General features: G+C 59.3%; 23 protein-coding genes. 9 read left to right on the forward strand and 14 right to left on the reverse strand.

The window, feature by feature from the left end:
* Positions 1–564: 564 nt before the first annotated feature.
* Positions 565–2,472, forward strand: a complete 1,908-nt coding sequence (locus SFY93_RS27915) for a hybrid sensor histidine kinase/response regulator (RefSeq protein ID WP_320445382.1) — start codon at positions 565–567, stop codon at positions 2,470–2,472.
* A 226-nt stretch (positions 2,473–2,698) separates the two neighbouring features.
* On the opposite strand, the gene SFY93_RS27920 is transcribed toward SFY93_RS27915, so the two are convergent.
* Complete coding sequence (locus SFY93_RS27920; RefSeq protein WP_320445383.1) at positions 2,699–3,184, reverse strand: DUF2934 domain-containing protein; 486 nt, start codon at positions 3,182–3,184, stop codon at positions 2,699–2,701.
* 356 nt (positions 3,185–3,540) lie between these two features.
* On the opposite strand from SFY93_RS27920, the gene SFY93_RS27925 reads away from it, so the two are divergent.
* Positions 3,541–3,870 carry a hypothetical protein gene (locus tag SFY93_RS27925; RefSeq protein WP_320445384.1) on the forward strand — a complete coding sequence of 110 codons (330 nt, stop codon included), beginning with the start codon at positions 3,541–3,543 and terminating at the stop codon, positions 3,868–3,870.
* Positions 3,871–4,178: 308 nt separating this feature from the next.
* Here SFY93_RS27925 and gfa read toward each other — a convergent pair whose 3' ends face one another.
* The 4 genes from gfa to xoxF5 form a co-directional block, all read right to left on the reverse strand.
* Positions 4,179–4,742: an S-(hydroxymethyl)glutathione synthase gene (gene gfa, locus SFY93_RS27930; protein WP_315843722.1), complete on the reverse strand. Its 564-nt coding sequence runs from the start codon at positions 4,740–4,742 to the stop codon at positions 4,179–4,181.
* Between the two features lie 76 nt (positions 4,743–4,818).
* On the reverse strand, positions 4,819–5,928 hold the full coding sequence (locus tag SFY93_RS27935) for an S-(hydroxymethyl)glutathione dehydrogenase/class III alcohol dehydrogenase (protein ID WP_089266009.1): 1,110 nt from the start codon (positions 5,926–5,928) through the stop codon (positions 4,819–4,821).
* A 97-nt stretch (positions 5,929–6,025) separates the two neighbouring features.
* Positions 6,026–6,517 carry a c-type cytochrome, methanol metabolism-related gene (locus SFY93_RS27940; protein ID WP_320447871.1) on the reverse strand — a complete coding sequence of 164 codons (492 nt, stop codon included), beginning with the start codon at positions 6,515–6,517 and terminating at the stop codon, positions 6,026–6,028.
* Between the two features lie 107 nt (positions 6,518–6,624).
* Positions 6,625–8,430, reverse strand: coding sequence for a lanthanide-dependent methanol dehydrogenase XoxF5 (gene xoxF5 / locus SFY93_RS27945; RefSeq protein WP_320445385.1), 1,806 nt, complete (start codon positions 8,428–8,430; stop codon positions 6,625–6,627).
* Between the two features lie 447 nt (positions 8,431–8,877).
* Between xoxF5 and SFY93_RS27950 the strand changes: the two genes are divergently transcribed.
* Both SFY93_RS27950 and pqqA read left to right on the forward strand, forming a co-directional pair.
* Positions 8,878–9,855, forward strand: coding sequence for a helix-turn-helix domain-containing protein (locus SFY93_RS27950; protein ID WP_320445386.1), 978 nt, complete (start codon positions 8,878–8,880; stop codon positions 9,853–9,855).
* A 118-nt stretch (positions 9,856–9,973) separates the two neighbouring features.
* Positions 9,974–10,054, forward strand: coding sequence for a pyrroloquinoline quinone precursor peptide PqqA (pqqA, locus tag SFY93_RS27955; RefSeq protein WP_081421972.1), 81 nt, complete (start codon positions 9,974–9,976; stop codon positions 10,052–10,054).
* A gap of 87 nt (positions 10,055–10,141) precedes the next feature.
* Here pqqA and SFY93_RS27960 read toward each other — a convergent pair whose 3' ends face one another.
* Positions 10,142–10,450, reverse strand: coding sequence for an EthD family reductase (locus SFY93_RS27960; protein WP_175366351.1), 309 nt, complete (start codon positions 10,448–10,450; stop codon positions 10,142–10,144).
* Positions 10,451–10,625: 175 nt separating this feature from the next.
* On the opposite strand from SFY93_RS27960, the gene SFY93_RS27965 reads away from it, so the two are divergent.
* Together SFY93_RS27965 and SFY93_RS27970 are read left to right on the forward strand one after the other, a co-directional pair.
* The gene (locus tag SFY93_RS27965) at positions 10,626–11,498 is read left to right on the forward strand and encodes a DUF6662 family protein (RefSeq protein WP_320445387.1); all 873 of its coding nucleotides are present in this window, start codon (positions 10,626–10,628) and stop codon (positions 11,496–11,498) included.
* A gap of 79 nt (positions 11,499–11,577) precedes the next feature.
* Positions 11,578–11,787 (forward strand): hypothetical protein, encoded by a 210-nt coding sequence (locus tag SFY93_RS27970; RefSeq protein ID WP_068734580.1) that lies wholly within the window; start codon positions 11,578–11,580, stop codon positions 11,785–11,787.
* Between the two features lie 3 nt (positions 11,788–11,790).
* Here SFY93_RS27970 and SFY93_RS27975 read toward each other — a convergent pair whose 3' ends face one another.
* Positions 11,791–12,147 carry a hypothetical protein gene (locus SFY93_RS27975; protein WP_320445388.1) on the reverse strand — a complete coding sequence of 119 codons (357 nt, stop codon included), beginning with the start codon at positions 12,145–12,147 and terminating at the stop codon, positions 11,791–11,793.
* Between the two features lie 103 nt (positions 12,148–12,250).
* On the opposite strand from SFY93_RS27975, the gene SFY93_RS27980 reads away from it, so the two are divergent.
* Entirely contained in the window at positions 12,251–12,592 is a 342-nt protein-coding gene (locus SFY93_RS27980; RefSeq protein ID WP_320445389.1) for a hypothetical protein, read from the forward strand.
* A 26-nt stretch (positions 12,593–12,618) separates the two neighbouring features.
* Here SFY93_RS27980 and SFY93_RS27985 read toward each other — a convergent pair whose 3' ends face one another.
* Both SFY93_RS27985 and SFY93_RS27990 read right to left on the reverse strand, forming a co-directional pair.
* Positions 12,619–13,449, reverse strand: coding sequence for a quinoprotein dehydrogenase-associated SoxYZ-like carrier (locus SFY93_RS27985; protein WP_320445390.1), 831 nt, complete (start codon positions 13,447–13,449; stop codon positions 12,619–12,621).
* 55 nt (positions 13,450–13,504) lie between these two features.
* A complete protein-coding gene (locus tag SFY93_RS27990; RefSeq protein WP_320445391.1) occupies positions 13,505–14,431 on the reverse strand; it encodes a quinoprotein relay system zinc metallohydrolase 2 in 927 nt (308 codons plus the stop codon).
* A gap of 155 nt (positions 14,432–14,586) precedes the next feature.
* Here SFY93_RS27990 and SFY93_RS27995 point away from each other — a divergent pair, with 155 nt between their 5' ends.
* Together SFY93_RS27995 and SFY93_RS28000 are read left to right on the forward strand one after the other, a co-directional pair.
* The gene (locus tag SFY93_RS27995; RefSeq protein WP_320445392.1) at positions 14,587–15,483 is read left to right on the forward strand and encodes a substrate-binding domain-containing protein; all 897 of its coding nucleotides are present in this window, start codon (positions 14,587–14,589) and stop codon (positions 15,481–15,483) included.
* Positions 15,484–15,485: 2 nt separating this feature from the next.
* Positions 15,486–16,040: a PQQ-dependent catabolism-associated CXXCW motif protein gene (locus SFY93_RS28000; RefSeq protein ID WP_320447872.1), complete on the forward strand. Its 555-nt coding sequence runs from the start codon at positions 15,486–15,488 to the stop codon at positions 16,038–16,040.
* 9 nt (positions 16,041–16,049) lie between these two features.
* Here SFY93_RS28000 and SFY93_RS28005 read toward each other — a convergent pair whose 3' ends face one another.
* The 5 genes from SFY93_RS28005 to SFY93_RS28025 are packed head-to-tail and all read right to left on the reverse strand — an operon-like array spanning position 16,050 to position 20,488.
* Positions 16,050–16,658 carry a hypothetical protein gene (locus SFY93_RS28005; RefSeq protein WP_320445393.1) on the reverse strand — a complete coding sequence of 203 codons (609 nt, stop codon included), beginning with the start codon at positions 16,656–16,658 and terminating at the stop codon, positions 16,050–16,052.
* Positions 16,655–17,503, reverse strand: a complete 849-nt coding sequence (locus SFY93_RS28010) for a lanthanide ABC transporter permease protein PedC (protein WP_320445394.1) — start codon at positions 17,501–17,503, stop codon at positions 16,655–16,657. Before SFY93_RS28010 ends, SFY93_RS28005 begins: the two co-directional genes overlap by 4 nt.
* Complete coding sequence (locus SFY93_RS28015; protein WP_320445395.1) at positions 17,500–18,321, reverse strand: lanthanide ABC transporter ATP-binding protein PedB/LutE; 822 nt, start codon at positions 18,319–18,321, stop codon at positions 17,500–17,502. Before SFY93_RS28015 ends, SFY93_RS28010 begins: the two co-directional genes overlap by 4 nt.
* On the reverse strand, positions 18,318–19,310 hold the full coding sequence (locus tag SFY93_RS28020; protein WP_320445396.1) for a YVTN family beta-propeller repeat protein: 993 nt from the start codon (positions 19,308–19,310) through the stop codon (positions 18,318–18,320). The genes SFY93_RS28015 and SFY93_RS28020 overlap by 4 nt, the downstream gene beginning before the upstream one ends.
* Positions 19,307–20,488, reverse strand: coding sequence for a lanthanide ABC transporter ABC transporter substrate-binding protein PedA1 (locus tag SFY93_RS28025; RefSeq protein ID WP_320445397.1), 1,182 nt, complete (start codon positions 20,486–20,488; stop codon positions 19,307–19,309). Before SFY93_RS28025 ends, SFY93_RS28020 begins: the two co-directional genes overlap by 4 nt.
* Between the last annotated feature and the right edge of the window lie 32 nt (positions 20,489–20,520).

The raw sequence follows: 20,520 nt of genomic DNA on the forward strand, positions 1-20,520 counted from the left end.
GGCGTTGCGCGCCCGGGCAGCGCGAATACCCGCCGACGTGGAGCGGGATCGGCTACTCAAGCAAGCCTGCGAAACCGAGGCGCGCGCCAACCTTCACATTTGGGCCAATTCTCCTGGCCTACGGCCTCCTGAAAGGTAAGTGCATGCCCCATCCCACCAGTCGAAGCTGGACAGAGAACGACATTGCTCGGCTAAGACAGCTCTCCCTTGAGGGCGCGTCGACTGTTCGGGCTGCCGCCGCCCTGCCGAACCACATCGGTAGCTAGAATGGCCAGGCGCGGCATTTCGCTGGCCGGCACACGGGAGATGAAAGCGGCCATCCGTGCGCTTGATCCCCGGGCTGCCTTCTCTTCGGACCATTGACGCGAATGCGAATATCTTCTCGCGGGCAACCCACTGCGAACGTTCGAGTGTGTGAACTGTTTAAGCGTTACTGAAGAACTTGAAGACCTGACCGTCGAGTAGAGCGTTTCGTCGGCAACAGCTGTAAAGGTTTAGTCCTAGCCGGCGATAACTAGCCAAGAACCCAGGCGCGCGTTAATTTAGCTTCGAGGGAAGTGACTAATGACTGAGAATAATAACTCCGAGCGTAGCCTCTTCGAAAGCGAGCGTGCATTTCGGCTCCTCGTACAGGGCGTTACGGATTACGCAATCTATCTGCTGGACCTGAACGGCATCGTATCGAATTGGAATGCGGGTGCCGAGACGATTAAAGGATATGGCGCGGATGAGATCGTGGGCCAGCACTTTTCTATTTTCTATCCCCCGGAAGACCGCGAAGCCGGGCTTCCGGCCGCCGCATTAGAGGCCGCGCGTCGGAATAAGCGCTTCGAAGCGGAAGGCTGGCGGATGCGCAAAGACGGTTCGCGATTTTTCGCTTCCGTCGTCATTGATGCCATCTATGAAAATGGTGTTCTTGTCGGCTTCGCGAAAATCACGCGCGACATTACTGAGCGGATACAGGCACGCTCTGCATTGAACGAAAGCGAAAGTCATTTTCGGCTGCTGGTGGAGAATGTCACAGACTACGCTCTGTACATGCTTGATCCAGAAGGACGGGTCACGAGTTGGAACTTGGGCGGCCAGCGGATCAAAGGCTATCTTCCCGATGAAATTATCGGCCAGCACTTTTCGCGCTTTTACACCCCCGGTGACTGTGACGCGGGGAAACCGGCGCGTGCGCTAGCAATTGCGCGTGAGAAGGGCCGCTACGAGGAAGAAGGCTTACGCGTTCGTAAAGATGGCTCGTTTTTTTGGGCGAGTGTGGTCATTGATCCCGTTCGCAACAACGCAGGCGAACTGATTGGCTTTGCCAAGATCACGCGCGATATCACAGAACGACGTCAAGCGGCACAGCAGCTCGAACGTATGCAAAAGCAGCTAGCGGAATCGCAGAAAATGGACGCCCTCGGACAGCTGACGGGTGGTGTTGCCCATGACTTTAACAACTTGCTTATGGCGGTTACCGGTAACTCTCGGCTTATCAAGCGCCACGCCACCGATCCTCGCGTGGTCAAGGCAGCAGAAGCTATCGAGGCCAGCGTTCGTCGCGGTGCAGCACTTACGCGCCAGCTGCTGACGTTTGCGCGTCGCCAACAGGTCGATCCGGTATTACTTGACGTTGGAGAGACTGTGCAGGCTGTGCGCGAGGTTTTGACAGCGGTTTTGGGTAGCGCGATACAGCTCGGGATCTCTGTTCCCGCCGGAATCTGGCCGGTATTTGCAGATCAAACCGAGCTCGAGACCGCAATTATCAATCTGGGCATAAACGCTCGTGATGCCATGCCCGACGGAGGCACCTTGACGATTGAGGCCGAGAATTACTGTGTCGCTGACGGAGATGATAGAGGCGAGTACGTGAACATCAAGGTGATCGATACTGGCACTGGTATTCCCGACGATGTCATTGCGAGGGTGTTCGATCCGTTTTTCACGACCAAACCTGTCGGCAAGGGAACGGGATTGGGACTCTCGCAAGTTCATGGCTTTGTTAATCAGGCCGGCGGCAATGTCGGGATCAAAAGCCGCCTTGGCGCCGGCACCGAAATCGTCATTCGCCTTCCGCGCGGAGAGGGCCATGCTGGCGCGCACGAAGCAGAGGTTCTGGCCGAAGGAGCCGGCACCGTTCTTCTTGTTGAAGACAATCCCGATGTTGCAACCTCCAGCGCCCTCCTTTTGGAGGAGCTAGGATACCGCGTAAAATGGGTAGCCGACGCAGATTCCGCCTTGCGCGAAGTGGAGCGCAACGGCATCGACATTGTGTTCAGTGATGTTGTGATGCCGGGAAAAATGGATGGTCTTGGCCTCGCTCGCCATCTCAAACAAAGTCACCCACACATACCGGTGGTTCTCGCATCGGGCTATAGTGATGCCTCGCGGAAGTCCGGTTCGGAATTTCCGCTGTTGCGCAAACCCTATGAGCTTCACGAGCTGAGCAATGCACTAGAGACAGCTCGGAACGGCGCCGTTTGACAGCCCTTTGAACTATTCTCGAAGTAGTCCCCGCTGCACCGGCCCTGCGTCAATTTACACTCGGCCTCCTCCAAAACGCCCGTGCCACAGGCGTCGGTTGGTCGACGTGCTTACATTGATTGCAGCGGGCGCGTTGTGCTCAACCATGCGCGCCCAAATACTTTACCTTACACAGACCCTGACCTGTGGCTGCACGTTCTGACGCGCTACCCGCGCTTCTCATGCGTTACTCGGGCATCGGTTTCGGATCGTCAGGATTTGGTGTCTCCAATTCACTCTTGGCTCGGTGCCAGAAGTCGTCTGCCTTGCCTTCGGGCTTACCATCCCTCTCCCAGAGTTGATGGGCATATTTCCGGATCTGCTCTTCTGAGTATTCGGGCACCGATCTCTCCTGATGATGAATTGAGAAACCTGCGGTTGTTGAAAGAGTTCCTCTGAAAAGAAGGCGACCGTGAAAAGATGCGGCCGGCAGACAAGGATCGCGTCGGAACATCCTAGCAAAAGGTCTGCTTTGAATCTTCTTGAGCCCGCCATCAAACCGGAGATAGGATAAACAAAACGGGAGGTCGGTATGAAAGAGCTTCGGACCTATCGCGCGATGGAAAGCCTTTGCCGTCAGCGAGCCGCGCACTTCCCCGAAGAGACCTGGAAGCATCTCGCCGACGCCGAGATGTGGCGACACAAGGCCATGGATCTGATTGCCGAGCACCACGTCGAGTGTAATCAGCCGGAAGCCGCTTAACGCATGTTCTCGAATGTCCAGATTGCGGATACCAAGGCCCCGGCAAGGTAGGGTTTCGGGATGAAAGGGCGTTGGCCGGGAATGGTCCTCGGCCTCGCCTTCCCGGTTGTGATAATGATACGGACCGGTGGCCGCCCAGACCCGGTAATTATTTTACTTCAGAGTGTTCCTGCGTCGGCAACGCAGAATACGTGGAGCCACGGATCGCGCATTCAGGGCCTGCTTTACCACCGACGCACGGAACCTAAGCGTCTCCCGACGATTTGTTGGAAATGCTGCATGCACGCAGAGGCGTAGCTTGCTTGCGTTACCCAAGGGAGAGACAGATGAAAATGACTCGACTGATTCTCGCGTGCGCCATCGCACTGGGGCTTAGTGGTGCCGCAGCGTACGCGGGGCCATGCACCACCGACAAATCGACAGAAATGCGTGACGCGGGCTCTGGCCCGACGCCGGGAAACACCGGAACGACGGTCGGCAGTGCAAATTCCAACACTGGTCAGCACCCACCGACAAGCGCCATGAACCAGCAGGCCGGCAATACTCCAGCGTCGTCCGAGGATGCTCAGAAGCAGATGCAAGGACGGCCCACTGCAGCACAGCAGGCCGAGGGAGCAACGGCTGCACCGGGCAAAACCGCCGACAACGACTGCTGACTTTCGCTAAGGCGTAATCTGGGCTTGAACGTGATATTCGACATCCACGCGGTCAGACCGTATGAATGTCCGCACGCTGTGCCCCGCGAAAGCGAAAGGGCATGGCGAGCGGTTTGCGAGCCACCCCTCTTCGTGCAGTCAATGCTGTGAGTATTGACGCTACAAAGCAGCGGGCCGATCGCAGCGAGGCCGAAGCGCGATTATTCGAGTGACCCACCAAGTCGAAGCCCCTTGCCGGAGCAAATCTACCAATAGCAACGCCGGTGGCGACATGTCGCCACCGGCGGATGCTCATATGCTGTGTTACCTCAGGCCGCTTTGGCCGTTGCCACGTGATTGGCGAGGACATCCATCAGCGCAGGCGAAAGGCAATCATAAGGCTCGAGTCCCAGTTCCTTGAGGCGCGACCGTATGGCGGTCATGTCGCTCGGCTTCACGCCGGATTCAATCACCGACGAGACGAAGGCGGCGAAGCCCGGTGCGGCCGAACCGGATTCTTCGAACAATTCAGGATGAATGAAGTCGAGGCCATAGAACGCATGTCCCTTGTTCTCGATGCGGCCGAACATGTGGGTGCCGCATCCGGTGCAGGCATGGCGCTGGATGGTTGCGGCCTGATCGACGATACGCAGCTTGTCGCCGTTTTGCAGTACGGTGACGTTCTCGCGCGGAACCACTGCGATCACAGCAAAGGTTGCCCCATCTGGCTTCCAGCATTTGGTGCAGCCGCAGGCGTGGTTATGAGCGACGTCGCCTTTGACGCCAACCTTGACCGGCTTGTCGCTGCATTTGCAGACCAGCGTTCCGCCGGCAAAATGGCCTGAACCTTGTTTGACACCGCCGTCAACGGACGGGTGGATATGAACAGTCATCAGTCTATCCTCCTGGTATGATGCGTCACTTGTGTGAAGCATTGTTGTATTGGCACCCTGGTGTTGCAGCTTGCATTCAGAACACGACCACCGATCGGATCGATTTTCCTTCGTGCATCAGATCGAATCCCCTGTTGATCTCTTCCAGCTTGAGCACATGCGTAATCATCGGATCGATCTCGATCTTTCCGTTCATGTACCAGTCGACGATCTTGGGGACGTCGGTACGACCGCGCGCACCGCCGAAGGCTGTGCCTTTCCAGACGCGACCTGTGACGAGCTGAAATGGCCGGGTCGCGATCTCTTTTCCGGACTCCGCGACGCCAATGACAACGGAGACACCCCAGCCGCGGTGGCAGGCTTCAAGCGCCTGGCGCATGACCGTGGTATTGCCGGTGCAGTCGAAGGTGTAATCGGCGCCGCCATCGGTCAGCCCCACCAGATGCTGAACAATGTCGCCATCGACCTTCTTCGGATTGACGAAATGGGTCATGCCGAAGCGGCGGCCCCATTCTTCCTTGTCGTCATTGATGTCGACGCCGACGATCTTGTCGGCTCCGACCATCCGTGCGCCCTGAATGACGTTGAGGCCGATGCCGCCGAGGCCGAATACGACGACATTGGAGCCCGGCGTGACCTTCGCCGTATTGACCACGGCGCCGACGCCAGTGGTGACGCCGCAGCCGATATAGCAGCTCTTGTCGAACGGCGCGTCGTCGCGGATCTTCGCCACCGCGATTTCCGGCAGCACCGTGAAGTTCGAAAAGGTCGAGCAGCCCATGTAGTGGTAGATCGGCTTGCCCTGATAGCTGAAGCGCGAGGTCCCGTCCGGCATCACGCCCTTGCCCTGGGTGGCGCGGATCGCGGTGCAGAGATTGGTCTTCTGGCTCAGGCAGCTTTTGCATTGCCGACATTCCGGCGTGTAGAGCGGGATGACGTGATCGCCGGGCTTAACCGAGGTGACGCCGGGACCGACTTCACGCACGATACCTGCGCCCTCATGGCCAAGAATGGAAGGAAAGATGCCTTCGCTGTCGAAACCATCGAGCGTATAGGCATCGGTGTGGCAAATGCCGGTCGCTTTGATCTCGACCAGAACTTCGCCTGCCTTCGGCCCTTCGAGATCGATATCGACGATCTCAAGCGGTTTCTTTGCTTCGAAGGCGACTGCGGCGCGGGTCTTCATTCTCAACTCCCTCGGTCATTTGATCTTGCGTCATCCGGTCCTGTGCCGTCCGAGCTCGCGTCATCAGGGATTGCAGGTCAGCGGCTTGCGATCCGCATTAGTGCGGTTTCCCCATGCAGGCGCTCTCGGCCTCCGTATAGGCTGCGGGCTTTTCCTCGCGCTTGCCCGGGCGGACACGGCCGACTGCATCATTGGCACGCGCACGCAGATAGACGTAGAGATCGTCCATATAGCAGGCGACATTGGTGTTATCGCCAAAGGCCGGCATGACGCTTTCCTGCGACGTGCTGACATTCTTGCGGCCGCTGGCGACAATGCCAAGGAAGTCGCCATAGCTCATCGTTTTCAGCGAGTCCTTCAGTGCCGGTGCGTAGGTCGATCCCATCCCATCGGGGCCATGACAAACGTGGCATTCCGAGTGATAGCGCCGGTAACCCGAATATGTGTACCAGTCGATGGTGCCATCGGCGGCAACGTTGAAGGTCGGATTGCCCTCCTTGTCCAGATACTTGCCGTCTTCGGATTTAACGGCTTTCGGATCGCCGGCGTTCTCGGCGAAGCTCGTATTCCCAGAGGCCACGACAACAATCGTGGCAATGACAGACCAGATGTGACGCAATAGCTTGTCCTCGACATGCGATTTCAGAAAAGACCGGCGCATGGACGAAGCCATGCGCCGGTGACTGATGCGTCAGTTCACTGTGGGAGTGCAAAGACCGTCAGCGCGCCGCCGAGTGCGGTATAGTTGGTCAGGGCTGCATAACCACCGACGGCACCGAGACCGGCAGTCGGATCCGTCAGACCCGCTGCGAGACCAATGCCGGCCCAGCCGCCGACGCCTGACAGGACGGCGATATACTGCCGGCCATTGTTTTCGTAGGTGGTGACGTTGCCGATGATGCCGGACGGAGTCTTGAACTTGTAGAGTTCCTTACCCGTCTTGGCATCGACCGCCTTCAGGTAGCCTTCCAGCGTCCCGTAGAACACCACGCCGCCGGCAGTGGCGAGCGCTCCCGACCAGACCGAGAACTGTTCCTTGTTGGACCAGACGATCTTGCCGGTCTTGTTATCCCAGGCAATGAAGTTGCCCATATGGGTTTCGCCCGGAGGCGGATACATCGACAGCGTTGCACCAACATAAGGCTGGCCGGCGGTGTAGTTCACCTTGAACGGCTCATAGTCCATGCAGACATGGTTGGTCGGCACATAGAACAGCTGGGTATCCGGCGAATAGGCCGCCGGCTGCTGGTCCTTGGTGCCGAGTGCCGCCGGGCAGACGCCCTTGGTGTTGACGTCTTCGCCCTGCTTCTCGGTGGAGTACTGATCGACCACCTTCGGGCGGCCATAGGTCGGCGACGACTTGTTCATGTCGACACCGGTGGTCCAGTTCACCTTCGGATCGTATTTCTCCGCCACCAGCAGTTCGCCGCTGACGCGATCCATGGTGTAAGCGAGGCCGTTGCGATCGAAATGCGTCAGCAGTTTGCGGTTCTGGCCGTTCATCTGCTGATCGCTAAGGATCATTTCGTTGACGCCGTCATAGTCCCACTCGTCATGCGGCGTCATCTGATAGACCCACTTGGCCATGCCCGTGTCGGCATCGCGCGCGAAGATGGTCATCGACCACTTGTTGTCGCCCGGCCGCTGCTTCGGATTCCAGGTCGAAGGATTGCCCGAGCCGTAATAGACGAGATTCAATTCCGGATCGTAGGAGGTCCAGCCCCAGGTGCAGCCGCCGCCGATCTTCCATTGGTCGCCTTGCCAGGTCTTGATGCTGGAATCCTTACCGACCGGTTTGCCCAGCGCCATGGTCTTCTCCGGATCGACCATGATCTGGTCGTCCGGTCCTTCCGAGAAGGCGCGCCAAGCGAGCTTGCCGGTCTTCAGGTCATAGGCGGTCATGTGGCACTGAACGCCGAATTCGCCGCCCGAGATGCCGATCAGGACCTTATCCTTGACCACGAGCGGGGACGACGTGCCCGTTGCACCCTTGCCAGGGTCGCCGTTCTTGACGGTCCAAACTTCCTTGCCGGTCTTGGCGTCGAGTGCGACCAGCGTGGTATCGGCCTGGTGCAGGAAGATCTTGCCGTCCGCATAGGCAACGCCGCGATTGACGGTGTCGCAGCACATCACCGGAATGACGTTCGGATCCTGCTTCGGTTCATATTTCCAGACGATCTTGTTGTCCTGCGACAGGTCCATTGCGTAGACCTTGTTCGGGAACGGCGTATGCACATACATCATGTTGCCGATGATCAGCGGACCGCCTTCGTGGCCGCGCAGAACACCGGTAGAGAAGGTCCAAGCCACCTGCAGCTTGCCGACATTAGCCGCCGTGATCTGGTTCAGCTTCGAATAGCGCGTATTGGCGTAGTCGCCCGCTGGCATTACCCAGTCTTTCGGGTTCTGCGCCATCTTTGTCAGTTCATCATTGGCGATGGCAACGCCTGCGGCAGAGGCCGCCATTGTGCCAAGACAGGTCGCAAGCAGCACCTTTCGCATCGTGATGTCCTCCCAGACATAATGCCGGGTCTCGTCAAGCGGCCCAGCTTCATTTTGGTATCTATGAGTAGCAAGATCCGCTGCTGCGTACTTGCCCAAGAGCGAAGCAGGCTTGCTCGACAGAGAACCCGTGCAAGATAATTTTCTCGTACATTGACGAAAAACCTGAACGGTATCCGGAAAGCCCACGCCTTTCGCACTGCACACGGATCGCCGCACTGCGACCTAAGGGTGATGTTTCACTTGACGGGGCTGGTATCGAGTCAGAGGATCGACAAGGAGAAGTGAGTTACTCTGACCACAATTCACGAGCTGCGGGCTGTGCCGTTACATATTGTTTCGCACATTTTTCCATATGTGCTTCATTCGATATGTGCTTCGTTCTGTAAGTATAGTTCCGTCTCGTGACGAATTGTTACGTGATGACCTTTCATCGGTGAATTGTTCATGTCCGATACGCTTAGTTCTCTCAGCACATCCGGATTGACGCCGACAAGGCAGATCCAGGTTTGGTCAGATGCCCTGACCGATCTGTGCGGGCGATTTGACATCGATCCGCTGGAAGCATCCACATTCGATGCGCTGATCAGCTGCACATCGGTTTCGCGGCTGAAATTGTGCCACATCGAGGCGAGCCAGCATCGAATCGGCCACGCAGCCCCGCGAATTCGGCAAAGCGATCATCCCTACGTGAAGATTGTGTTCCAAACTTATGGCGTCTCGCATTTCGAACAGGACAGTCGCCGGATCGATATCGGGCCCGGCGATTGCCTCGTCTATGACGTGTCGTGCCCGCATACCATCGTCAGCCCGGCCTTTACACGCCATGACGTCGTGATCGTGCCCAAGGAGTTGCTGCATGAGCGCGGCCTCGGTGCGGGAAATCTGGCCGCCTGCAAACTGTCGGCGCGCGCCGGCACCGGGCGCATCGCGCACGAATTCGTACAGGCCGCTTTCCACGAAGCGACCAGACTATCGCCAAACAGTGCCATCGGTGTTGCCGATTCACTGATTGATCTGTTGCTGTTGCCGCTGCGCGAAGTCGACATGACGCTTGATCGTGTCGGGCCGGAAGCCATGTATGTCCGCGCACAGGGTTTTATTCGGGAACATTTGCGCGACCCCGAGCTCAGCATCGATCAGATTTCGTCTGCACTGCACTGCACCAAACGTTATCTGCATATGCTGTTCAGCGACCGCGGGATAACTGTCAGCGACTATATCTGGCAGGCGCGGCTGCAGAATTGTCGGCAGGAACTGGAAGCGCAGAACGGAAAGACGATCACGGACGTCGCATTTTCCTGGGGCTTCTCAAGTTCCTCGCACTTCAGTCGCGTGTTCCGGAAATATTTTGGCGTGGCTCCATCCGCGATACACAAGGCGCATCACGGCCATCAGCGCCCCGCCCTCGCCGAGGAAGTGTAGTTACACTTTGGTTGCCTGAACTTTTTGCGCCGCAACCTGAGGAGTTAAGTTGAAAGACGTCGCCTCACTGCCTATCGTGCGGCGGCGCAATCATCGCGCAAACTCTGAGGAGACCAAGATGAGCTGGAAGACTCCGAAGATCGTGGAAGTGCAGGTCGGCATGGAGATCAACATGTACGCCTGCGCGGCCCGTAAGTGACAGATTGATCATTTTGATCGATCTCTCCCGGCTCGCAGACTACGGTTTGTGAGCCGGGCAGAGGCCGCTGAACGCGCGTTGCGGCTGTCAGACGTCCTTCGTGTCGAAGATCAGAAGATCTACGCCGCCATCCGCAAAATTCGCGAGGTCGCCTGCTGCAGCCTGCCCTTCCGGCGAGGCGAGGCCCAGCTTGAGCGCTGCAACCGTTTCGAAATCCAGCGCGGCGACCAGATGAATATCGCTGTCACCCGTCGGCGTTGTGACGCCCCCTGTGCTGACACCATAGTGTCTCAGCCCCGGAATCTTCTTCGCCAGCGGGATATGTACCGATTGATAGTATTTGTCGAAGGCTGCGGGCTTCTTCGGTGTTTTGTAGAGGACCAGGAGTCTCGCCATGGGCATATCCTTCCCTGACTATTGGCACTAAGGCGCGCCCCGCGTGCGTATAGCAACCGATCCTGGTGCAATGTTCAAGTCAATCGCAGGACGTCTTCGCGGCTGGGCCAATTTCGACTAGGCTCGCACGGTGCGTTATCTTTATATATACGTCTCTCTTCGATGACAGGATTGGATGCAGGTGCAGCGCGGCGTCAGGACAGTCTACGCGGCGATTCTTGCATTCAGCACGCTGGCCGTGCCACGCGTGCAGGCCGGTGACATCGATACCGAGCATATTTTCGGCTTCATGATCGGCAGTGACATCGGCCGGGTGGGCGAGCGGGAATTCCAGAGCGAGACGACCGGGCGATTCGGCAAATCCGGCGGTCGCTATCGCGCGGGCGAGCAGGAATTCGAACTGGAGTTCGTTCCCGCCAAGGACATTCGCATCGAGATCGGCAGCAGTTTCTCCGCCCATCGGATCACTGGTGTTCCCGGGTTCGCCGATCAGCGCACGCTCGCCTGGCAGGGGGCATCGCTGGATTTCCGCTACAGATTTCTTGATCGCGAGACGGCCCCCGTCGGCATGACGCTCGCGATCGACACGCAGTTCAACGGGATCGACGAAACGAGCGCAGCACGGGTCAGGAGCTACGGCACAGGGCTGACGCTGGCCTTCGATCGCGAGATCGTCCCCGACGTCGCTGTTGCGGCGCTCAATCTGATCTATCAGCCGGAATGGACGCGCTATGTCGATACCGGAACGCGGGAACGCGAGGCAAGCATCGGAGCTGCGCTCGGCGTCATGATGCAGGTGCGCCCCGGCATCCTTCTCGGCGGCGAAGCGCGCTATATGCGCCGATATGAAGGGATCGGCCTTGGCGAACTGGCTGGTCAGGCGCTGTTCGTCGGGCCAACCGCTTATGTCCAGCTTTCGGACCGATCACGGCTGACCGCCAGCTGGAGCACCCAATTATGGGGCCGCTCGGAGGTACCAGGATCGACGCTGGATCTGGTCAATTTCGAACGTCACCAGGCCCGTCTGGTTTATGGGATCAATTTTTAGCCTGGAGATCGCCGAAACTTCGCGCTGACGGACGCGTATTTCAGATGTTATCGTCCGGTGAACGATCTGGGATGCCGACATGAATATGATCAATCTGGTCCTGACAGTCTGCGCGGTAATGTCGCCGAACACCTGCGAAGAGCGGAACCTGTCGTTCACGGCAGACTTCTCGCTGCATCAATGCGCCATGGCAGCGCCGCCCTACATCGCCCAGTGGATCGGCGAACACCCGAAATGGACCGCGGTGAAGTGGCGCTGCGAATATCCGCATAGCCATGACAAGGCATGATCGTTACTTGTTGCAGTCCTGCAGGTCCTTGTCCGCAATCGAGAATACCGCATCGGCCTTGATCTCGATATTCCTGACCACGCACTGGCGCGCCTCGGAATAGCTGACCTTGGCGTCGTAACTGCCGGGCTCTATCCCCGTGATGCGCAGCCGCTCGTCGTGATCGACTTCCTTATCCTTGTCCGCCAATGTCAGATTGGCGCTCCATTGCTGCTTTCCAGCCGGGGATAGCTGGAACCCGGTAATGGTTGATGTCGTCAGGTTCCAGAGCCGAATGCCCTTTCCGGCTTTGCCCTGAGCATGAGCTTGGCTTGCCATGAGCAACAATATGACAGCCATCGATAGAGATGCGCGTGACATGTCCCCTCCATATCTGTTCGGCTTATTGAGCCGTTTCGTTTTCTTAGTATAGTTTGCCAGTCGTCTTCGCCAGCTTTGCGAGGCTCTCGTGGGACCCGATCGAATGACAGGATATCTCGTCGCGTTTGCGGCCGTTGCCGTTTTGTCGGGGTCGGCAAGAGCCGCGGAGGTCAATGACTATCCGACCTCCGCGCGCGCCGAATATGTCTTCGGCTGCATGAAAGCGAATGGCGAGACCCGGCAATCGATCGAGCAATGCTCGTGCTCGATCGATGTCGTGGCGTCGTTGGTGCCCTATACCCGCTATATCACGGCGGAAACGGCGCTGAGCATGTCGCAGGTGCGCGGCAATCTGAGCGCCCAGTTCCGGACCTCGGAGCAGGCCACCAGCGCCATCAATGACGTCAGGCGCGCCCAGGCCGAGGCTGAAGTGCGCTGCTTCTAGCGTTATCGCCGGCATGATGCGCTGCGTTACATGCCGGAGCCATTGATCTTCCACTCATGCCTGAACTGATGCCCGTCAGTGTCCTTGGCTTCGGCGCGGAACGTCTTTGCGCCATTTGAGACGTAAGTGAATCGAATATTCGGGTCTTCGGAGATCGAGATGCCGCCCTCCATCGACAGGACCGGGCTGTTGTCCTGCCAAAGCTGGAGCCGGTCGACATAGAGGGCCGGAATATAGAGTTGCGAGACCTGATCCATCTGCAGGCCGGAATTATTGGGGTGGCCGATCATGACCTGCGCCTCGCGCGCACCGCTTTTTTCCTCGTTTTGCGCTCCAGCAAACTCCCTGTAGCGCATCTGGCCCAACCGGCCCTTGGCCTCTTCGGCATTCTTCGCCGCTGGTGCAGAGCAGCCACCGGATGCCTTCACATAGGTTTGCACCACATGGAGCTTGCCGTCACTGGTTTCCGCGACGGCATGGACGTTGGTGTAATTGTTGATCCGGACACGCGTTGAAATCTCCGAGACATTTGCGTCGGCCCCGAGCTTGAATTTCGCGGCCATGGGCGCCGGATTCTGGTCGATCACCAGCGTGATCGTCACCACCCGCGAGCGCGCGTCCGATGTCGGCTTAAGGCGCAACGTCACCGGCACGATGGCGGCATCCTCCGCGCGCGTCGGCATCTCGAGTGCAATCAGGTTGCTGCCGTCGTCCATCGGTCGGCTGTCGAAAATATCCTGCACCAGCCCCGGCCATGGATCGTAAGGCTCCGGACCGGCCGCGGACACAGAATGCGGACTGAGTAAGGCGCTCAGCAGGATGGCGGCACAGACGCTGCGGATTGCAAATTCCGGCATGGTAAGGCCCTCGCAAGGGAAGAAGCGACGCGCTTGATACTACCCCAACCGGCAGTCATTCCCATTCAAATTGTGAGTATGCTGCAGTTGCGTTGCGGACGTTGTAGTCATCAAAAAGCTCCCATTTGCCGCGTTCCGCTTCTGCCGCGTGTTTCGTAGCTTCCGCGATCGGTTTGCCATCGATGACGTCCTTCCGGATACCGGACGCGAGTGTTTCGAGATACCGGCGTTCAGCGGCGAGGGCTTGCGGCCAATCGCTCACTGGACCATGGCCGGGAACGACGCGTTCGGCCGGCAGCGCCGCGAGATCGTCCAGCAGCTTGAGCCACGCCTGGATGCTGCCATCGAGCACGGGAATATGGCGGAGAAAAACCAGATCTCCAGCGAACAACGTCTTCGTCGCCGTATCGAATACAGTGACGTCGCTATCGCTATGGGCGGTGGGCCAAGCTTTCACGATAAGTGTGCGCCCGCCGAGATCGAGGACGAGCTCTCCATCGACAAGCCGGGTTGGCGGTACGATACGGACGTCATCGATCAGTGCGTCGCCCATGCTGCGCCTGAATGCGTCGAGATAATACTGCCCGCGTACAGCCAGTGCCTGCGGCAGCCTCATATGGCCGACGAACTCGGTTCCGTCAGCGACGAAAGCGGCGTTGCCGAACATATGGTCGGGATGGCCATGGGTATTAATGACGTAACGAATGGGCTTGTCTGTGTGCGCGCGGATGGAAGCCAGCAGTTGCCGCCCTTCCCGCACGCTGCCGCCAGTGTCGATCACGGCAACCGCCCGATCGCCGATCACGACGCCGATATTGGCGATGGCGCCGTCATTATCTGACGACATCAAGGCGATACGCCCCTGATGCATGAAGACGCCCGGCGCGATTTCACTGATCGCCAAAGTCTGTTGTTGCGCGCGAGCAGATGCGAGCATTGCCAGCATGATGAGCGCTGCATGCATCGCAAAGCGAGATGTCATTTGCATCTCCATATCACTCCGGGGAAGCAGCGATCCTGCAATCATCCGGAAAGTGCGGCGCAACATCGGAAGCGCCCCATTGCATCTTGCACGCTTAAAACGAGAGGCCTAGGTTTTTGTCGTGTCACCCATCAAATGTGAACGGCAGGTAGCGCATGCACCACAGAGCGGAACGATCCGGAAAACGTCGCGCGCTACTCACGTCGCTCTTTGCGAGTGCGCTGTTGCTTGAGGGCATATGCACCGCGCTTGGCCAGACTGCTGCGACCGACGATCTCTCGATCGAGCTGGTCGATCCGCAGTCGCTGCGTGTTTGCGCCGACCCGCGTAACATGCCGTTCTCGAATGAGAAGGGCGAGGGGTTGGAGAACAAGCTCGCCGAGCTGTTCGCAGCCAAACTGCAGAAGAAGCTCGATTATGTTTATTTCCCGCAGGCGACGGGCTTCGTTCGCATGACTCTCGGCGCGCATCGTTGCGATGTCATCATGGGCTTCCCGCAGGGCGACGACCTCGTCCAGGGGACCAATCCCTATTACCGGACGGCCTATGCGCTGGTGTCGAAGACCGGCGCCGGTCTCGATGATGTCACGACACTGGATGACGCCAGGTTGAAGAGCAAGCATATCGGCATCGTGGCGGGGACGCCGCCGGCCACCAATATGGCGGTCAACGGCCTGATGGTGAATGCGAAGCCCTACCCGTTGGTGATCGATACCCGCATTGATTCATCAGCACTGGCCATGATCAAGGATCTCACATCTGGCGATATCGACGCAGCGATCCTGTGGGGGCCTATGGCGGGCTTCTACGCCAAGAACGCGAATCCTCCGCTTCATGTCACGCCGCTGGTCAAGGAAACCACTGGCCCCCGCCTCGTCTATCGCATCGGCATGGGCGTGCGCTCCGCGGATCAGAATTGGAAGCGGCAGCTCAACCGGCTGATTCAGGAAAACCAGCCGGCCATCAACAAGGTCCTGCTCGATTTCGGCGTTCCCATTCTCGATGAGAACAATCGTCCGATCGGGCCGGAGGCGGCAGCCAAGTCGCCGTGACCATGCGTTACGCCATCCTTCTCGCGATGGCACTGGTGATGGTCACGTCGGCCCGGGCTCAGGATATCGTCCCCGAGCCCGATGACTATCGCACCGATAACTATCGCACGTTGGTGCCGGCGACGCTGAAAGGCGGACGCGTCATCACGACGAAAGACGCCGAGGCGATCTGGCGCGACAAACGTGGCGCTTTCATTGATGTCATGCCGCGTCCGCCGAAGCCGGCCAATTTGCCGCCGGAAACAGTCTGGCGCGACAAGCCGCGGCACAACATTCCGGGCAGCCTGTGGCTGCCCGACACCGGCTACGGCAGGCTGGCCACCGAGACCGAGGCCTATCTGCGGGATGGTCTCGCGCGCGCATCGGCCGGCAACCGTGCTGCGCTTCTGGTGATCTACTGTCAGGCCGATTGCTGGATGTCCTGGAATGCCGCAAAGCGCGCGCTGTCCTACGGCTACAGCAATGTCGTCTGGTATCCGGAGGGCACCGACGGTTGGGAGCTGGAGGATCTACCGCTGGCGGATGCGCAGCCTGAACCGCGGCCGCCGGCGAATTAGCAAGCGATATTATTCCATCTCCTGCTGGATGGTGCGGCTAAGCGCGAACAGCCTCTGGTCGATCAGCGTCGGCACCTCGCAGACGAAGGTGACGACGCGGCGCCGGTCGTCGAAGATGCGGGCTTCCCATAGCAGCTTGTTGTTGAGTTCGTCGATCTTCGCCTGATCGGGTGGTGATGCGCTCTGCAGCGACTGCAGCATGGCCGTGTCGGCGCGGACCCGATCGGCGGCTTCGCGCTGTTTGCGCGTGACGCGTTCGAGACCGGCCAGCACCGTCGCGCGCTGCGCGTTCAAGTTGTCGAACAGCCCGGCGAAGATCAGTTTGCCTGACCTGGCCTTGTCTGGCGATCGCGACAGAAAGTCCGTGACCGCCTTCTGGGCTTCCTCAACGGGTACGCGCCGTGTCGCCAGACGTTCGACAAGCGCGCTGACCTCCACGTCGTCCTTCCAGGCGCTGGCGACATCGTCGATCGACGGTCCGGCCCAGACGGCAGCCAGCGAGATTTCCGGCACTTTGGCCTGAACGCACGGCCAGTCGGGATAACGCGGATCGGCGGCCTGCGCAGTACCTGACCAGATCAACAAGAGTGCTGTGATGACGCCGATCGGTCTGTTCATGTCTCGCCCCCGGCTGGTGCCCGGCGGGCAAGGCCGCGGCCGGGATCGTAAGCAATGATTGCACCGATCATGAAGACGGCGGTACAGCCTGCGACAACGGCAAGGGAGACCCAATTGACCTTGTCATAGAGCGCGAAGCGGATCAGTTCGACCGCATGGGTGAAGGGATTGAACAGGCAGAGATAATAGAGCATCGGGCTGCCCTCCTGCACGCGCCACAAAGGATAGAGCGCGGACGACGCAAAGAACATCGGGAAGATCACGAAGTTCATGACCCCCGCAAAATTCTCCAATTGCTTGATGCGCGACGAGATCAGCATGCCCAGCGATCCCAGCATCAATCCGGACAGGATCAGTGCCGATAGAACAGTGAGATAGCCAATGAGCGGCGGAGCGATGTCCCAGAACCACGCGATCAGAAGAAACGCATAGACCTGCAGCAGGGAGACGACTGTCCCGGCCAGCAATTTGCATATCAACAGGAACCAGCGCGGCAGCGGGCTGACCAGAAGCGTCCGCATATTCCCCATCTCGCGGTCATAGACCATCGACAGCGAGGACTGCATGCCATTGAACAGTTGGATCATCGCGATCAGACCGGGCGCAATATAGACCTCATAGAGAATATAGGTCTCATAAGGCGGGATGATCGAGATACCAAGCACCTGCCGAAAGCCGGCGGCGAAAATGAACAGCCAGACCAGCGGACGCACCAGCGCCGAAACGAAACGTTCGCGCTGATGCAGGAAGCGCAACGCCTCCCGCCAAAGGATGCCGTTGAGGCAGGTGACATAGTTGCCAAAACCCAGCTTGCGACGCTCATGCGCGACAAATGTCGTACTCACGATGACCTCCCGCGCCGGTCGGCCGCCTCGGTCATGCTCCGGAAAGCCATGTCGAAATTGGGCGCGCCGGTTTCGCTCAGGATCTGCGTTACGGAACCGCGTGCAAGCACATGGCCGTGATGCAGCACGACGAGATCGTCGCTGGTGGCAATCTCGTCAAACAGATGTGTGGCCCACAGCACGCCGATGCCTTGTTCTGCGACCAGCATCCGGACATGCACAAGAATATCGGCGCGCGCCTGCACGTCGAGACCGACGGTCGCTTCGTCCAGCAACAGCAGCCGCGGCCGGTGCAGCAGTGCGCGGGCGATCTCGAGACGTCGCATCTGTCCGCCGGAGAGATCGCGCACCCGGCTGTTCACCCGGTCGGCAAGGCCGATGCGTGCAATCACCTCGTCGCCGCGCAGCCGGGCCTCGCGCCGCGCGATGCCCTGCAGTGCCGCATGATAGAGCAGGTTCTGCATGACAGACAGATCGAGATCGAGCGTACGCGGCTGAAACACCACGCCAAGCAGCCGCAAGGCATCGCTCGGCGTATCGCTGATGTCGTGGCCGAATACGCTGATCCGTCCAGTTTGAATGCCGAACAGCCGGGTGATCAGCGCAATCAGCGTACTCTTGCCAGCACCATTGAGGCCGAGCAGAGCCGTGAAACTCGCCGGTGCGACATTGAAGGAGACATCCGACAGCGCCTGCCGACGACCGTAGCAATGGCTGATGCCTGTGACCGACAGAGCGGGTGTCAACGCCGGCGCGTCAATCGGCTCCGGCGCGTCGTGCGCGATCTGTTCAGGGCGTGATGTGTCGATGGTGGTCATGGCCGTGCCATGGCGACGCCCCAGGGCAATTCGCCGACCTGAATGGTCTTGATGACTTTCTGCGCCGCGACGTCGATGACCGAGACATCGTTGGAGACGCCATTGGTGACCAGCAGATATTTCTCATCGGGAGTAAACGCCATGTGCCAGACCCGCTGGCCCACCAGTAGATACTTGATCACCTTGTGGGTCGCCGCATCGACGATGGCGATCCGGTTGGCAGGGCCAAGCGCGATAAACGCGATTTTGGCATCCCGGGTCATGCCGATACCGACCGGCTGAATGGCTTCGCGCCGCAGACCGGGAATGTTGAACTCGATCTTGTCGGTCACGACCCGCTTGGCCGGATCGATCACGGACACCGTGCCGCCGATCTCGGACGACACCCAGAGTTCCGAGCCGTCGCGCTTGAATTCAGCAAAGCGCGGGCGCGCGTCGACCAGGACATTGGCCACGATCTCGCGCGTCGCGGTGTCGATGAAATGCGCCATATTGGTGGTTTCGGACGTGTTGATCAGGATCTTGCCATCGGGGCTGATCGCCATGCCTTCGGGCTCGACACCGACCTGCACGTCGCCCATGCGCACGCGTTTTTCGAGATCGATCACCGTCACCGTGTTGTCGTTCTCGTTGGCGACATAGAGAATCTTGCCCGCGGCATCCTGGGTAAAGAGCTCGGGATCCGGGCCGGATGGCAGCGAGTCGACCACCTTCTGGCTGGCGACGTCGATGATCTGGATGGTGTCATCGTCGCCGACCGCGACCAGGACCGATTTGCCATCGCGCGTCAGTTCGATACCGCGCGGACGCTGACCGACCTTGATGGTCGCGGTGACGGTCCAGCTGTCGGTGTCGATCACCGATACGGTGTTGCTCTTCTCGTTCGACACATAAGCGAGAAAGGCCGATGCAGGCGCTGCCGTTGCAAGCCATGCCGCCGCTCCACACAGCCAGACACGGCGCAGCATCTTCGATCTGTTCATCATCATTGCAGCCTGCATTTGCTTTCCGGACGATCTATACCGAGCGTGTCGAGCTCCGAAACCTGATGCAGGAAGCCGTCCTGCGGCGATACCGAGATCACCATGCGGCCGTCGACCAGCAGGATCGGCTGGCGTAGCTGCAGGTTCCAGTCGCGGATCGTGAGCCGCTGCCCCTTGAAGCCGGCGATGGAGAAATCGGGCGACTTCAGAAACGCCAGAATGGCTTTGCCGTCGCCCGAATTCGTGCGGGAAGCGGCTTCGCCGATCATGCGGGTCGCAAGCCAGGCCTGCATGTCGCGCGCTGTCATGCGGCGCGCATTCAGTTTGGTGAAGCGGTTCTGGATCTGCACGGCGCCCCATTGATCCTGTGAAGCATGCCAACTGGTCGGCACCAGACCCGCCGACCCCGCGACCGGCCGCGGATCCCAGGTGCGATACGGCAAATAGGAGGCGAAGACTTCGCTCTCGTCGGCGGCGATCATGACGTCATAGGCCGGTGCCTGTTGTGTGAAGACCGGGATCTGGCGCTGGATCAATGTGACACCGCTATCGGTGCGCCGCGCGCCGCCGGTGTCCTCGAACACACGTTCCTGCACGATCTTTGCGCCGAACCGCGCGGCGGCACGGCGATAGGCGTCGGCTTCAAGCCGATCGTCGTCATGCGAACCGACCACGAGCAGCCAGCGTTTCCACTGCTTCCACACCAGATACTGCGCCAGCGCATCCGCCAGCATCGATCGCGTCGGCGCGATATGGATCACATTGGCACGGCAGTCCGCCTCGCGCAGCCGATCGTCGACGGCACCCACATTGAACAGGATGCCGCCGCGGTCACGCACCGCGTCGGCCGCCTGCAGCAATGCATCGGGCGGCAGGTCGGCAATGATGAAGGTATTGCGGCCAGCGAGATCGCGTGCGGCTCCGGCGACATCGTCGCCCTCCTTCACACGGACCTCTTCCAGCCCGAACTGCTGCTTCAGGAACTTGCCCGTGGTGTTGTTGTCCTCGATGGCGAGCCGCGCGCCGGCGATGCCATCGTTCTCGGACGGTAATTCGACCAGCGAAAGAGTTGCCTTGATACCGGCCTGACCGAGATAACCGATGCTGATCGTCAGCGGTTCGGCCGCCAACGCAGACGACGTCACGGCGCAGAGACTGATCGCGCCGATCAACCACCGTATCATGTTCCCTCCGGCTACTCCTTCCCGGCTTGGCG

This window comes from Tardiphaga sp. 42S5, assembly GCF_034044155.1.
Lineage (GTDB): Bacteria > Pseudomonadota > Alphaproteobacteria > Rhizobiales > Xanthobacteraceae > Tardiphaga > Tardiphaga robiniae.

Excerpts from the sequence above, each read along its gene's own strand:
- SFY93_RS27915 (WP_320445382.1), top strand. The coding sequence starts at position 565 with ATGACTGAGAATAATAACTCCGAGCGTAGCCTCTTCGAAAGCGAGCGT.
- SFY93_RS27925 (WP_320445384.1), top strand. The coding sequence starts at position 3,541 with ATGAAAATGACTCGACTGATTCTCGCGTGCGCCATCGCACTGGGGCTT.
- gfa (WP_315843722.1), bottom strand. The coding sequence starts at position 4,742 with ATGACTGTTCATATCCACCCGTCCGTTGACGGCGGTGTCAAACAAGGT.
- SFY93_RS27935 (WP_089266009.1), bottom strand. The coding sequence starts at position 5,928 with ATGAAGACCCGCGCCGCAGTCGCCTTCGAAGCAAAGAAACCGCTTGAG.
- xoxF5 (WP_320445385.1), bottom strand. The coding sequence starts at position 8,430 with ATGCGAAAGGTGCTGCTTGCGACCTGTCTTGGCACAATGGCGGCCTCT.
- SFY93_RS27950 (WP_320445386.1), top strand. The coding sequence starts at position 8,878 with ATGTCCGATACGCTTAGTTCTCTCAGCACATCCGGATTGACGCCGACA.
- pqqA (WP_081421972.1), top strand. The coding sequence starts at position 9,974 with ATGAGCTGGAAGACTCCGAAGATCGTGGAAGTGCAGGTCGGCATGGAG.
- SFY93_RS27960 (WP_175366351.1), bottom strand. The coding sequence starts at position 10,450 with ATGGCGAGACTCCTGGTCCTCTACAAAACACCGAAGAAGCCCGCAGCC.
- SFY93_RS27965 (WP_320445387.1), top strand. The coding sequence starts at position 10,626 with ATGCAGGTGCAGCGCGGCGTCAGGACAGTCTACGCGGCGATTCTTGCA.
- SFY93_RS27970 (WP_068734580.1), top strand. The coding sequence starts at position 11,578 with ATGAATATGATCAATCTGGTCCTGACAGTCTGCGCGGTAATGTCGCCG.
- SFY93_RS27975 (WP_320445388.1), bottom strand. The coding sequence starts at position 12,147 with ATGTCACGCGCATCTCTATCGATGGCTGTCATATTGTTGCTCATGGCA.
- SFY93_RS27980 (WP_320445389.1), top strand. The coding sequence starts at position 12,251 with ATGACAGGATATCTCGTCGCGTTTGCGGCCGTTGCCGTTTTGTCGGGG.
- SFY93_RS27985 (WP_320445390.1), bottom strand. The coding sequence starts at position 13,449 with ATGCCGGAATTTGCAATCCGCAGCGTCTGTGCCGCCATCCTGCTGAGC.
- SFY93_RS27990 (WP_320445391.1), bottom strand. The coding sequence starts at position 14,431 with ATGACATCTCGCTTTGCGATGCATGCAGCGCTCATCATGCTGGCAATG.
- SFY93_RS27995 (WP_320445392.1), top strand. The coding sequence starts at position 14,587 with ATGCACCACAGAGCGGAACGATCCGGAAAACGTCGCGCGCTACTCACG.
- SFY93_RS28000 (WP_320447872.1), top strand. The coding sequence starts at position 15,486 with ATGCGTTACGCCATCCTTCTCGCGATGGCACTGGTGATGGTCACGTCG.
- SFY93_RS28005 (WP_320445393.1), bottom strand. The coding sequence starts at position 16,658 with ATGAACAGACCGATCGGCGTCATCACAGCACTCTTGTTGATCTGGTCA.
- SFY93_RS28015 (WP_320445395.1), bottom strand. The coding sequence starts at position 18,321 with ATGACCACCATCGACACATCACGCCCTGAACAGATCGCGCACGACGCG.
- SFY93_RS28020 (WP_320445396.1), bottom strand. The coding sequence starts at position 19,310 with ATGATGATGAACAGATCGAAGATGCTGCGCCGTGTCTGGCTGTGTGGA.
- SFY93_RS28025 (WP_320445397.1), bottom strand. The coding sequence starts at position 20,488 with ATGATACGGTGGTTGATCGGCGCGATCAGTCTCTGCGCCGTGACGTCG.